This window comes from Pseudanabaena sp. lw0831, from assembly GCF_016584665.1.
In the GTDB taxonomy this organism is placed as follows: domain Bacteria; phylum Cyanobacteriota; class Cyanobacteriia; order Pseudanabaenales; family Pseudanabaenaceae; genus Pseudanabaena.
In genome coordinates this window covers 1-13,445 of record NZ_BBJB01000091.1, presented here as the reverse complement: position 1 = coordinate 13,445, position 13,445 = coordinate 1, and the positions used below count along the sequence as shown (strand labels likewise).

The 13,445-nt window shown below is 41.2% G+C and carries 10 protein-coding genes and 1 pseudogene; 5 read left to right on the top strand and 6 right to left on the bottom strand.

The window, feature by feature from the left end; translation table 11 throughout:
• Positions 1-202 precede the first annotated feature (202 nt).
• Complete coding sequence (locus tag APA_RS19505; protein ID WP_201323911.1) at positions 203-1,318, bottom strand: acyl-CoA desaturase; 1,116 nt, start codon at positions 1,316-1,318, stop codon at positions 203-205.
• Between the two features lie 363 nt (positions 1,319-1,681).
• Here APA_RS19505 and APA_RS19500 point away from each other — a divergent pair, with 363 nt between their 5' ends.
• Positions 1,682-2,995: a diguanylate cyclase gene (locus tag APA_RS19500; RefSeq protein ID WP_201323910.1), complete on the top strand. Its 1,314-nt coding sequence runs from the start codon at positions 1,682-1,684 to the stop codon at positions 2,993-2,995.
• Positions 2,996-3,056: 61 nt separating this feature from the next.
• Here APA_RS19500 and APA_RS19495 read toward each other — a convergent pair whose 3' ends face one another.
• The 5 genes from APA_RS19495 to APA_RS19475 all read right to left on the bottom strand — a co-directional run bounded on the left by APA_RS19495 (position 3,057) and on the right by APA_RS19475 (position 9,973).
• Complete coding sequence (locus tag APA_RS19495; RefSeq protein ID WP_201323909.1) at positions 3,057-5,240, bottom strand: hybrid sensor histidine kinase/response regulator; 2,184 nt, start codon at positions 5,238-5,240, stop codon at positions 3,057-3,059.
• Positions 5,221-5,823 (bottom strand): response regulator, encoded by a 603-nt coding sequence (locus APA_RS19490; protein ID WP_201323908.1) that lies wholly within the window; start codon positions 5,821-5,823, stop codon positions 5,221-5,223. Before APA_RS19490 ends, APA_RS19495 begins: the two co-directional genes overlap by 20 nt.
• A gap of 112 nt (positions 5,824-5,935) precedes the next feature.
• Complete coding sequence (locus APA_RS19485) at positions 5,936-8,251, bottom strand: ATP-binding protein (RefSeq protein WP_201323907.1); 2,316 nt, start codon at positions 8,249-8,251, stop codon at positions 5,936-5,938.
• A gap of 198 nt (positions 8,252-8,449) precedes the next feature.
• The gene (locus APA_RS19480) at positions 8,450-9,013 is read right to left on the bottom strand and encodes a Uma2 family endonuclease (protein WP_201323906.1); all 564 of its coding nucleotides are present in this window, start codon (positions 9,011-9,013) and stop codon (positions 8,450-8,452) included.
• A gap of 75 nt (positions 9,014-9,088) precedes the next feature.
• Positions 9,089-9,973 (bottom strand): RDD family protein, encoded by an 885-nt coding sequence (locus APA_RS19475; RefSeq protein WP_201323905.1) that lies wholly within the window; start codon positions 9,971-9,973, stop codon positions 9,089-9,091.
• A 189-nt stretch (positions 9,974-10,162) separates the two neighbouring features.
• Between APA_RS19475 and APA_RS19470 the strand changes: the two genes are divergently transcribed.
• The 4 genes and pseudogenes from APA_RS19470 to APA_RS19455 all read left to right on the top strand — a co-directional run.
• Positions 10,163-10,738: a Uma2 family endonuclease gene (locus APA_RS19470; protein ID WP_201323904.1), complete on the top strand. Its 576-nt coding sequence runs from the start codon at positions 10,163-10,165 to the stop codon at positions 10,736-10,738.
• A gap of 36 nt (positions 10,739-10,774) precedes the next feature.
• The gene (locus tag APA_RS19465; protein WP_201323903.1) at positions 10,775-11,467 is read left to right on the top strand and encodes a type III pantothenate kinase; all 693 of its coding nucleotides are present in this window, start codon (positions 10,775-10,777) and stop codon (positions 11,465-11,467) included.
• Positions 11,464-12,882 carry an AAA family ATPase gene (locus APA_RS19460; RefSeq protein WP_201323902.1) on the top strand — a complete coding sequence of 473 codons (1,419 nt, stop codon included), beginning with the start codon at positions 11,464-11,466 and terminating at the stop codon, positions 12,880-12,882. The genes APA_RS19465 and APA_RS19460 overlap by 4 nt, the downstream gene beginning before the upstream one ends.
• A pseudogene (locus tag APA_RS19455) lies at positions 12,879-13,445 on the top strand (hypothetical protein); the annotation flags it as partial. The gene APA_RS19460 and the pseudogene APA_RS19455, both read left to right, overlap by 4 nt.

Sequence of the window (13,445 nt, the reverse complement as noted above, 5' to 3'; positions counted from 1 at the left end):
GTTGACCTTACCACCAGCGCTGAATATCGTGAAATGGCGCAAGAAGTTCTAGCTGACTCAGGAATTGCCTGTGATGTTCGAGAAGCGATCGCCGATCGACTCAACCAAGCCAATCAGCAACTAATTAATACGACAGTTAGCAAAACTGACAGCTATTAATCACCCATAAAAAAAGAAAGAGCGCGAAGCGCTCTTTCTTTTTTTATGTCCCCATGCGCCGCAACCAACGATAGTGAGATAGAAATCCTGCCCAGAGGGAACTATGCTGATTATATTTCACGCCAAATTCTTGACAGGTTTGCTCAACCACTCTGGAAATTACGGGATAATTAATATGACAAATATTGGGGAATAGATGATGCTCAATTTGGAAATTGAGACCACCCAGTAACCATGTCACATAAGAATTATTACGAGAGAAGTTCACCGTGGTTTCAATCTGATGAATAGCCCAATCATTCTCAATAATGGAAGCTTCTGTAACTGGTATCGGGAAATCTGCCTCTTCGACTACATGAGCTAGTTGGAAGACTACACTAAGTACTATTCCTAAAGTCACAGCAACTAGTCCGTAACTTGCTAAAACTAGCCAGATGGAATGAAATAACAAAGGAATTGCAAAGGCAATTGTAAAAAAGACTAGCTTTCCGACAAAAAATATGGCAAGGTTGGCTTGTTTTGGGCGTGGATAGGTGCGATCGCCAATTTTGCCAGTAATCAGGCAATAAAAGTCATCATAAAAATGCCACTTGATCGCTAACAAACCATACAACAGCCAAAGATAATATTGTTGCCAACGATGAAATGGAAGTCGGGCATGGGAAGGAGAAAGTCGCCCAAAAATTCCCACTTCTAAATCCATATCGTAACCAGCAATATTCACATAGGTATGATGCAGTACATCATGTTTCCAATGCCAAACATAAGAACTGCCGCCAATCAAATCTAAACTCATCGACATGAGCTTATTTACCCATGAATAACTTGAATAAGCATGGTGTGCGCCATCGTGCTGAATACTAAACCCGATCCCTGCGGTAATAAGGCCTAGCACAATACAAAGGGGAATTACTTGCCACCATGTCTGGGCAATAAAGACTAATCCAGAATATATCCCAAAAAAACTTAGTAACAAGATTATTGTCTTGGCATACATTTGCGGACAATCGCGCTCCCTAAGATCGCTACTTTGGAAAAGTTCGTCAACCCTTCGTCTTAGTTCAGCCTGAAATCCACTATTTTTAGCAAATTTTAGTTTTTTTGCTGGTTCTTTCTCTTGACTAATCACAAACTGCTGAGATTCATTTCGCTCTTGCATCTTTTACCATTTCTAATCAATATCGTATATATAATTTTTCACTTATACTAATTATCTAAAGTGTTACAAAACCTTAGGTAATTAAAATTTAAGTTCAAATTTGTGTTTTGTTCGACAAAAACTTGTTTTTTAACAGCGTAAAGGCTTTTAGTAAGCGATCGCACTATATCCCTGATGTTACATGATTCAATTGAATATTCCCTAAGCGATTTTGCAAAAAGCAATGCGATCCGAATTCGTCCACCTTCATCATCAAAGATGCATAGCTACCCTTTTTTAAAATTTTGTATTAACGTCGGTGCATCTTTACTGCTATCACTAGGGTTGATAGTGATATTTGGGTGGTATATAGGCTCTGAAAGGTTGATTCAGATCGATCCGCAATTTGTGCCGATGCAGTTCAATACAGCTCTGGGGTTTGTACTTATAAGTCTAGCGCTGATGGGTTTAACAAATAATCGTAGGGGTTTTGTTAAGTACATTGGGATTACGTCAATTTTATTAGGAGGATTAACCCTAATCCAACATGTTTTTGGGGTGAATTTGTATATTGACGAATTATTTATGAAGCATTACATTACGATCTCCACTTCTCAACCTGGTCGAATGGCTCCAAATACTGCTTTAAATTTTTTGTTAAGCGGGCTTGCCATTCTAATAATGTCAACGACAAGAATTAGTCTAACCAAAATCTTAGTTGGTAGCTTTTTGGGGACTGTGATCGTGGGGCTTGGAAGTGTAGCTTTCCTTGGCTATTTGTCTAATGTTGAAACAGCTTATGGCTGGGGTAATCTAACGAAGATGGCAATCCATACTGCGCTCGGATTCATCGTCGTAGGGTTGATGTTAATTCTAGAAGCAAGATATTTGAGTTGGAAAACACAACAAAAAACACCTTCAGTATTGCTGCCTCTTATCCTCAGTGTTTTAGGTTTTACGATTACAATTTGCCTCTGGCAAGCACTCTATGCGTCTGAATTGTATATCAAAACTCAATATGGCATTAAAACAAAGAATTTTGTTGCAGAGGGGATTTTAATTTTTGGGGGATTATTTTCAATTGTCATTGCGATCGCCGTATGGTTTGCAATCCGATCTCGTGAACAGTTAATGTCGCTAAGATTAGCTCAAGAAGAAATCTTAATTCTCAATCAACAATTAGAAAAGATATCTTACCTTGATGGTTTGACCGAAATTCCTAATCGCCGTTCATTTGATGCTTTCATAGAAAAGGAATTCGGGAGAGCTTGTCGTTATCAACATTCTATTGCTTTAATTTTATTAGATATTGATTACTTCAAAGCTTATAACGATCATTATGGACACCAAATGGGTGATTATTGTCTTCAACAAGTTGCTCAGACCATCAATAACATGGCTCAGCGTAAAACTGATATGGCGGCTCGTTATGGTGGCGAAGAATTTGCCTTATTGTTACCTGATGCAAGGTCTGCGGATGCTGAAAAAATTGCCGCAATGACACTACAGGCGATCGCGAATTTAAACATTCCCCATGAGAAATCAAAAGTTAGTTCTTTTGTTACTATTAGCGCTGGTATAAGTGTCTGCGTTCCTTCTATTGACACAACAATTAAAGAATTAATTCACCATGCAGATCTAGCTTTGTATGAAGCAAAAGCTCAAGGCAGATCACGTATTGTTACTACAAAGTTTTAACTGGAGTAATTTCGAGATTTGTTGGTAAGCCCGATCGCCATCTCCACAATTTTGTAAGGGCTTACATATCTAAAAACTGTCCAATTACTCCGACAAGTTGTTCTAGTTCTACGGGTTTACTGAGATATTGATTAGCACCCGCTTCAAGGCAAAGCCCTTGATCGCCTTGCATAGCTCTTGCCGTTAGGGCAATGATTGGTACTGTGGCGAGTTTTGGTTCAGCACGAATCAGTCGAGTTGCTTGTAGCCCATCCATTACAGGCATTTGAATATCCATCAGGATGATGTCTGGCTGGTAAGTTTTTGCCATAGCAACGCCTTCCTGACCATTTTTGGCTAAAACCACTCGATATTCATAAGCACTTAGATAAGATGTGAAAGTCTGAATATTAGCTTCATTGTCTTCGACAAGTAGGATGAGCGGCGCGATCGCATTTTTTGACTTGGCGGTGGGTAATGAGAATGGCGTGATTAACTCAGGCGATCGCGTGGTAGATTCGGACATTTGATAGGGTAGAGCTACGGTAAATGTACTCCCTTGACCAAGCACACTTGTGACTGAGACCTGACCATCGTGGAGTTCGGCAATCTGCTTAACCATTACTAACCCCAATCCAGTGCCTTCATATTGACGGTTTAGTCCACTGTCAAGCTGTACAAAGGGTTGAAATAGTCGGAGTAAATCTCTGCTAGAAATACCAATGCCTGTGTCGGTAACTTGAAACAAAATCATGGGCAAATCTTGATCTTTTAATTGATCGGGAACAGTGGCTTCACCTTGCCATGTATCACCACAGCCAACGGAAACAAGAAGACTGACTTTCCCATTTTTGGGTGTGAATTTTACGGCATTGACCAAGAGATTAATTAAAATCTGTCTGAGGCGGCGCTCATCGACCAAAATATTGCTGACATTCAGGGCGATATTGCTATAAATTTCTACATGCTTTTGAAATGCTTGCTGCTTGACGTAGACCAAACTAGAATCGCAGACATTTTGCACTGAGACAGATTCAAGGTCAAGTTCCACTTTGCCTGATGAAATTTTTGATAAGTCAAGGATGTCATTAATCAGTTCTAGTAGATGTCTTCCTCCTTTTCTAATGGCAATTAGGGCTTTCTGTTGGCGTTCATTTACTGAGCCTAACATTTCCTTTTGCAATATTTCTGACATACCCAAAACCGCAGTGAGTGGGGTGCGGAGTTCGTGGCTCATGTTGGCAAGAAATTCATCTTTGAGTCTTGTCGCTCTAATCAGTTGTTCATTGGTTTGGAGTAGTTGTTCTTCGACTTCCTTGCGATCGCTAACATTAAAGTTGACCCCAATCATTTTGTAAGGATTGTGCTGAGGATCTCGCAACACGATCCCATAGGCTCTGATAAAGTGGATACTGTGATCGGGATGTACGACCCGAAATTCGGTGTCGTATTGAGCCTGTCCTGCAATAGCTTGATGAAATAAAGCTTCGGTGGCGTGACGGTCATCGGGATGTAGTTTACTTGTCCAAACATCGTAGAGAGAGATGGCAGCCGATTTTTCGGTGACAGCATACAGTTCATACATTCGCTCATCCCAATGAATGCTATTCTCGATCAAGTCCCATTCCCAACAGCCCATCGCTCCAGATTGAAGCGCTAAGGCGAGGCGTTCCGATAGCTTTTGGGATTCAATCTCTCGTTTTTGGAGTTGCGCTGTGTAGGTTTGCAGATCTTGATAGAGTTCTGCTTGTTGTTGTTGCGATCGCTCCAATTGGAGTTTGGTGATACAGCAATTATGTACCTGATTAACAGCATGGCACAGAGAAAGTGGGGTGACATCACTTTTTACCAGATAGTCATCCGCGCCCAGTTTCATTGCTCGTACCGCCGTCTGCTCATCGCCTTTCCCAGTCAACACGATCACGCAAGATTGTTGAGCGGATGGACTTTTGGACATGGATTCCAACAATTCCAACCCGTTGCCATCGGGCAGATTTATATCCAGTAATATAACATCAGGATGTTGCGATCGCCATAGTTCCAGCCCGTCTTCTAATGTTTCCACCTCGGTGATCACATAGGAGTAGTCCGTGTCTGATTCGAGATAACGGATATAGGAATCGCGATCGCTCTGCGAATCGTCCACAAGCAAGATCGTGATCGTTGTTGCGATGTTTGTAGTCAGAGATTCTTCGGCAACGCTTGGAGATAAGTTTGGGGATAATAAAGGCGAAGATATCATCGGATCACGCTGTGAATTGTCCATAACTAGGTAAAATCGTAAATTGGAACCATTGCTTAAATAAAATTTGGACAGTCTGCTGCATATCGGAAATGCCCATCGGTTTGAGCATATAGCAGTTTGCCCCATATTCGTAGCAAGCTTTAATATCGTTTTGATTATTAGAAGTTGTCAAAACCACAATCGGAATTATGTGCAAATGTGGAGTTTGCTTAAGCATTTTAATAATGTCCCGTCCATCAGTGCCAGGAAGGTTCAGGTCAAGCAAGATCGCCACAGGCAAGGGAGCATCTAGTTCTTGATATTCTCCTTGACGATATAAATAGTCGATCGCCTCGTCTCCATCTTCAAAACGCAAAAACTTATAGAGCGATCGCTTTAATGGATCTATCTTTTGAGTAATTCGCATAAAGGTATAGAAGTCTTCATCATTATCTTCAACGATCACGATCACAGGATGAGTAAGGTCATCCCAAGGTGAATCTAATAGACTTTGAGTGTGAGCATTCATTGAATGTTGACCTTGATATTGACCTAGTGGAAAAGTTCTAAGCCCTTCTCTCTGAGGGAGAGTAGGCGAGGCTGGCTTCGCTATAGTTGAAATCATAGAATTGTCAATTGTTGTACTCATATAGCAGTCCTAAATCATTTACGAGAAAAATAGGGCTTCGACTTCGCTCAGCCAGCGTATATCGTTAGCTGAGCGAAGTCGGAGCCACTCACAACTTATTTAGGATTGCTATATTGTGAATTGGTAACGCAAACCAAAACGTGGTTCCCTGACCATAAATCGATTTGACCTGAATTTCACCTCCGTGACGTTCAACGATCTTTTTGACAATAGTCAGTCCTGCACCTGTACCACCTCCATATTTACTGGGTGCGTGTAATCGCTTAAAAATGCGAAATACTGATTCTAGATGCTGCTCTCGGATGCCGATGCCATTGTCTTGAACATAAAAGGTGAGAATATTATAGGGCTGACCGCTAGATTCGATCCAACTAATTTCCGCCCATTTTTCAGGTTGATTGTTGTATTTAAAGGCATTAGAAATTAGATTTGTAAAAACTTCTTCAAGCAGAACCCGATCGCCAAATACCTTGGGCAGCGATCGGGGAATCCGAATTGTGCAGTTCTCCCATTCTGGATTCATCCCAAATAACTCGACGACATTTTGGAGTAAGAGATTAAGATCGATAGAATTCATGTGCAATTCTTGCCGACCTAGACGGGAAAACTTCAGCAAGGAGTCGATCAGTGATTCCATGCGTGTGGTCAGCCGTAGGAGCGTATGTAGTTTTTCAGTGCCTTCGCCTTGAAGGATCTCGCCATAGTCATCCAACAAAAAATTGGCATAGTTGTGAATGCCGCGCAGGGGTTCCTTCAAGTCGTGGGAGGCAATATAGGCAAAGGCATCCAGTTCGCTGTTACTGCGTTCTAGTTCCAAATTGATATTGGCAAGTTCATCCGATTGACGCAAGACAATATCGATGATCGCCCGCCGCAATTCGATCGCTCCCTCTACTTCATAGCTGAACCATCGATTAGACTTACCTCGGACAATCTCTTGCCAAGCCGCAAAGGACTGACGCGGATAAATCGTCAAGCTGCCATCCGCTTCGATCTGAATGGGCTTGTCAGGGTTGCCTGCCCAAGTCAATGTCTGCAATATTTCGGGACGGAACCAAAGGACATATTGATGCTGGGTTTTAGAGATTGCCATCGCGAGCAGTCCACTGGCGACATTTTTATACTTTTCTGCGATCGGATATAGCTCAGACAAGTCATCAGTGACAAAAATATCTTGCTCAAAGCGATCGATCAGCCAAATGAGCATCGGTTGCAGGGCTTCCAGACTAGGAGTTTTACCAATCAAAATGATATCGTTGCCATCGCACACAGCCGCGCCTGAAGCACCTGTCAAATTCAACAAGGATTCTTTGTTTGCGGTAATTTCGGCAACAAAGTCACTTGCTTTGGTCAGACGTTCCACAAATTGAGATTGGATTGTCTTCAGATATAGTTTGTAATCAAGATTTTCGTTATTCTCCTTGTTTGCTAGCTCTGAAGACATCAACTGTCCTAGAAACTCGCAAATGGTACGGATATCATAGGAGACCAGTTTAGGAGTGTGGTGGTGACAGGCAATCAATCCCCAAAGCTGTTGATGTTGAATTAGGGAAACTGACATCGAAGCAACAACGCCCATATTCTTGAGATATTCAACGTGTAGAGGCGACACTGCCCTCAATCCGCAGTAGCTCATGTCAAGGGGATGCTGAGTTTTCTGGTTTGTGACTAATCCAATCGGTTGAGAATTGATATCGGAAATTAGGCGAAGCCAGTTAAGTGTATAGAGGTGCTTTGCTTGTTTCGGAATATCGGAGTCGGGATAATGAAATCCCAACAAAGGGTCTAAGTTATTCTTTTTGGATTCAGCAATCACACTGCCATCACCTTGCTCGTTAAAGCGATAGATCATCACCCGATCAAATCCCGTAATCGCGCGCATTTCATGAACCACCAAGTTACATAGAGCGGCGAGATTATCCGCTGTCTGCATTTTTGCCAAAGTGACTTTGATCTGACGATAAAACTGAAAGAAGTCGCTCTCAGCCGTTGGTTCCAAACGTTCTAATTCCAAGATGATCTCACCGCTAGGAGCGCGATGGATAATGCCATTGAACGCTCTTAGATCTCCATTGGCGGGGGTAATCGAAAGATGCAGTGGATTAATATGCTCAAAACTGCGATCTAGGCAAGCCCGAATCACTTTTACGATATCACCGCGATCGCTACTAATAAAATCCGCTAAAGGTCGATCAAGTAGCTCACTGGTTTCAATCCCTAAAATTTCAGGAGCATTTTCGCTCACCTGAGCAATTTTCAGATCGGGTTCAGCTAGAACTAGCAGTAAACCTTGCGGCTGAATACAGTTAGGAATATGAATAGGTTCGCGATCGCAGTTGGTCAGATTAACTGTATCAAGCGGCTTAAGCTCATTCTTGGCAATTTGTATTGAAAGCTGGTTCATCAACTAATATCCTTATGCCAAATTTTTTTTAGGATTAATCCATAAATACTTAGCAAATTCGATGATAGTGAAAGTTTATGTTCTTAGCCAGAAAGCAGCCTGTTTTCTTAAGATCACATAAAATTTTCGTCAAACCCAAAAAAGCTGATTCGCCCGCTTCGCGGGCGAATCAGCTTTTTTGGGTTTTAGCCTACATACTCATTCACGAAGCCAGTTAAAAATGGTTTCTACGGTTAGTTGTAAGTCGCTCGCAAAGTCTGGTGTTGGTAGAACTTGATCAATGCGATCGCAAATTTGCAAAGCTTGATTAGCCCGATAGATAAAGATTACTTCTTCATCAGGATCTAGCAGCCATGCCATTTCAGTTCCATGCTCAAGGGCAAACAAGATCTTCTTAACTAATTTGGTCTGGCTCTGATTTGGAGAGAGAATTTCGATCATCCAATCAGGGGGAATGTTAAATATATTCGCGATTTTGCCGTCAGGGTCACGAACTATATTTTCCCATCGAAAAACGGATATATCTGGCACGATAGATATTCCGCCAAAAGTACAACGTAATTCTGAGAAAGCTCTTGCGATGCGCTTTGATCTCAAATTTGCATTAATCGCTGCCGCAAACTCTGTTTGAATTGCGCTATGTTTTCCTTTTGGCATTGGTTTCTGAATTATCTCGTTTTCAAAATATTCACTTTCTGGCTCGGTTTCAGAGATAGCCAGAAAATCATCTAGAGAAAAAGCTTTGATTGCGGCTTGTACCATCTTTGAATATCTCCAAAAGTGTTGAGAACTAAGTGTTTTGTGGCGCGGCAAAGCCGCGCCACAAAAACTGGTTTTTTATTTTCTTCTAGGACGACGCGCCGATCGCTTGACTGGTGGTTCATCTTGATATGGCTCTTGAAATGAATCTGGAAATGAATCTGGGCGATCGCCATAATCATCATCATTATTCCAATCATCAAAATTGTTAACATCGCCTTTATAAACATTTCTGGGCGGATCTAACGGTTCAGCATAAGGATCTGTGTTGGGGCGATCGTATTCGCTTTCAAAATTAGAACCATAATTAAAATCTTGTGGTGGACGAGATTTTGTCCGAGGACGGCGCTTTTGTTTGGGGCTTTGTTTGGGACGAGGAGCGCTATAGTCATCTTCATAAAGATCTCGCTCTTGACGGCTTTGATAAATCTTGGTTGCTTGTTGTCCAGCTTGATTAAAGAGTTTGCCTAATTTTTGATCGATCGCAAATCCTTTACGGCTTTGGATGGAGATCGTACTACTAATGCGATCGTGAAAGGCTTGACGTTTTTCGTTATCAACGATCGCAAAGGCTGCATCGGCAACAAAAGGAATCCATGCAAATACGATCAGCGTAGAGGTAATCGTTTCGATCAGAAATAGCGAGCAAACAAATACAAAAATCTCACGCTTAAAAAATGCTCCAAATCCAGCAGTTTTTCCATATTCAGCATCAATGACTCTGATACTCATCAGCCATCTACCAAAGCTTTGACCTTGAGCGCGAGCCGCAATAAATACGCGAAAGACAAACCAAGTCACTAAAAATGTGATGAAGCGTAAAGGACTAGATGAGGTGACGGATAGCAGAGACAAAGTTAGCTCTGAGATAAACCAACAACTTAAAAAGTCTACGATTAGCGCTCCGAGTCTTTGGTTGACTGAGGCAAGAGGATAGCGGCTGTAAGCTGGCTCGAAGTCCATTTTGAAAAAATTTTATGAAGAGACGTGATGAATTAGTAAATATGGCAACAATGCGAGAATATTTCGCGATCGCACTTCTTATTTTACCGTGAGAAAGTCAAGAAATAGTGGTGCGGGGCAAAGCTCTGCACCACTATTTCTCTATCCCAAGTGTATGATATTACATAAGCCCGTAAGGAGTAAGCTGTTATGGTTCAAGCCTTAGAGAGAAATCGCGATCGTCATTTTGTCCATGAAGCTATATCTTGGGAACAGTTTAAGGCAATTCAATCTGGGTTTGGGAATGTCCTAAATCTACGGTTAATATATTGTGAAGGAATTTTAGAGATTATGGGGATTAGTAAAGCTCATGAAATGTACACCAGTTTATTAGGGATCTTGCTGAGTGCTTATTTTGAGATTAATGGAATTGAGTTTTTCCCCAGTGGTGCTTACAGTCAGGTTGTTCCCAATATTACTGAATTTCAGGCGGATCTTTCTTATTGCATTAGTCAAGACAAAGATATCCCTGATCTATGTATCGAAGTTGTAATTACTAGTGGTAGCCCTAGCAAGTTACGCAAATATCAACTGCTCGGGGTTCCTGAGATTTGGTTTTGGGAAGATGGCGCGATCGCAATTTATTGTTTGCAAAATCATCAATATGTAAAAGTGAATCAAAGTCAGGTTTTGCCAAGTTTAGATTTAATTTTACTTTGTCGTTGTTTAATGATGAGTTCACCGTTGGAGTCTCTACGTGAGTTTCGTAAAGGTTGTAGCCTATAATCTGGCACTAAATCTCAGTTTTTATATAGATTTTTTATGAGTTTTCTAGCGATCGCGATCGGCAACACCAGAATTAAGGCAGTTATTTTTGGCAGCAAGAAACAAATCCTTGAAGAATATGCCTATACCCACGAGCAATTACCAAACTTAGAAGCAAAACTTGCGACTAGAGATTTTGAACGCATTGCGATCGCCTCAGTCGTTCCCAATATCATCACCAGTTGGCATCATTTGCAACAGACTCAGATAATCACAACTGCCGATGTGCCATTGCAAGGCTTGTACTCGACAATGGGATGCGATCGCGCATTGGCTGCCTATGGCGCAGGGGAAACCTATGGCTATCCAGTCATGGTTATTGATGCGGGGACAGCGATCACTATTACTGGAATTGATGCGCATAAGAATTTATTTGGTGGTGCGATCGTGGCTGGACTGCGATCGCAGTTTGCCTGTTTGCATCAAAATACAGCAGCTTTGCCAAATCTTCCAATCCCTGAGACTTTGCCAAGACGATGGGCGACTGATACGCATAGTGCAATCCAAAGTGGAGTGGCGCACCTATTAATAGCGGGCTTGCAATCCTATATAGATGATTGGCGATCGCAGTTTCCTCATAGCCAAGTGATTATTACTGGAGGCGATCGCGATCGTTTGGTGAAATGGGGCTTAAAAGTGGATATGATTGAAAAGAATCTAGTTTTTTTGGGGATTATGGCACTGCCATGAGTTTTAATCCAAAACTTTGTCGTAATGAAAGCGAAGTCGAAAGCAAATTAATCGTCCAGTATCTTTTACCTGCCCTTGGTTACGATCCAAGCAAATGGCATCAAGAGGTTGCATTGGGTGGTATTCGTTTAGATTTTTTAGCGCTGCTTTCCCCAGTTTTTCCAAGTATTAATGATTCATCACCGAAGCCATGTGTGGTGATGGAAGCAAAACATCCCAAGCAAAATCTCAATTTCCATGTGCGGCGGCTGCGGCGTTATTTAACTAAGTTGCAAGTTATATATGGGGTATTAACTAACGGGAAAGATTTTCGGATTTATGAACTTGTTGACGATCAAATAGATCTAATCTTTCAATGCGAAGGCTTAGAAATTGCTGACAAAATCGAGAAAATTAGCGATATTATTGGCAGGGATAAGTTAGCGGGACTTGCTACAAATAAATCTATAAATAAATCTATCCCTTTGACTGCTCTACCTGTTCCAATTGATATTAAACTTCCATTTTCAGAGAATAATACGCTCCCACTTCTAGAATCTCTACAAGCAAGAATCATGAAAACGATCGCCATCTATCACAACAAAGGCGGTGTGGGCAAAACCACCACCACAATTAATCTTGCCGCCGCAATTAGTCGTAAGGGTTTTAAGGTATTAATTATCGATCTTGATAGTCAGGCAAACACAACCTATGCCGCAGGTTTAATGAAGTTTGATACTGAAGAAGAAGACAATCTTAAAGACAGCAATGTCTACAATATTATCTTCTATCCTAAATCCAACTATATTCATGATGTCGCGTTAAAAGGGAGTTTTACCTATCCTGAAGTAGATGTTATTCCTGCACATATTAATTTGATCTGGCAAGAAAACGCTTTGATTGACCAAGAAAGTTCCAAATTTCAGCTCGTTAAGAAGTTAGAGCTTGTGAAAAATGACTACGATGTAGTCTTAATCGATACTCCACCCTCACTTAATCTCTATGCAAGAATCGCCCTGATTGCCTGTGATTACCTCATCATTCCCTCCGATCTTAAACCATTTGCAAATGAAGGGTTGCGCAATGTTAGAAGCTTTATTGAACAGATTGACGATTTTCGCAGTTTTACCAATCGATCTGCAATCAACATTCTGGGAGTTTTACCTTCTAAAATATTAACAAATGCGAATTATATTAAAGCAACTTTACCCAAGCAAGAGAAGATTGTCGAAGAGCGATATGGATTTTCCGTGTTAGAAACCCGAATTTTTCAACGGGAAGATTTATCACGGGCAATTGATAATTTTGTAATGGATGGCGATCGCCAAATCCCCGATCCTAAGTCTATTTTTGACTTTAAACCTGATTCGATGTCAGCCGCTGAGTTTGAAGAGCTAGCAAATGAAGTTCTCGATAAAACAAGACTACGCTCATGAGTTTACTAACTTCTTCGATCGATCTTGACATGATCGTATCGCCAGTATCACAAGAGCTACCTCAGTTCCAATCAAGTCAAATTGAGCATCTTGCTAATTTGTTTTTGCAGGCAGGTGGTACAGTAAAGCCAATTCTATTACGCAGAGTCTCGCCAATTTCATTTGAAATTCTGGAAGGATATTTTGAATATTATGCCGCTCTCAAAGCTCAGGAAATAGACGATCAATTTACGGCAATCCGCGCCTATATCGTACCGTCTGAGCTAGAGTCAACTATTCTTGAGCAATATAATTTTTTGCGATCGCATTCCACATCAGTGCCACTTGAAATTTCTGCACCACAAACTCAACCAGATTTTGCGCAAATAGAAAATGCGATCGCAAATCGATTAGAGCAAAAACTATCTGCCACCATAGATCGCATAGTTGAGGAAAGGATCAACTCTAGTTTGCAAGTATTTGCCGATCAAATTACACAGCAATTAAACTCACATTTACTAGACTTCAAACAGTCATTATCTTTTGTACCGATTAGCCAAGTTCTTTCGCAAACCCAAGCGATC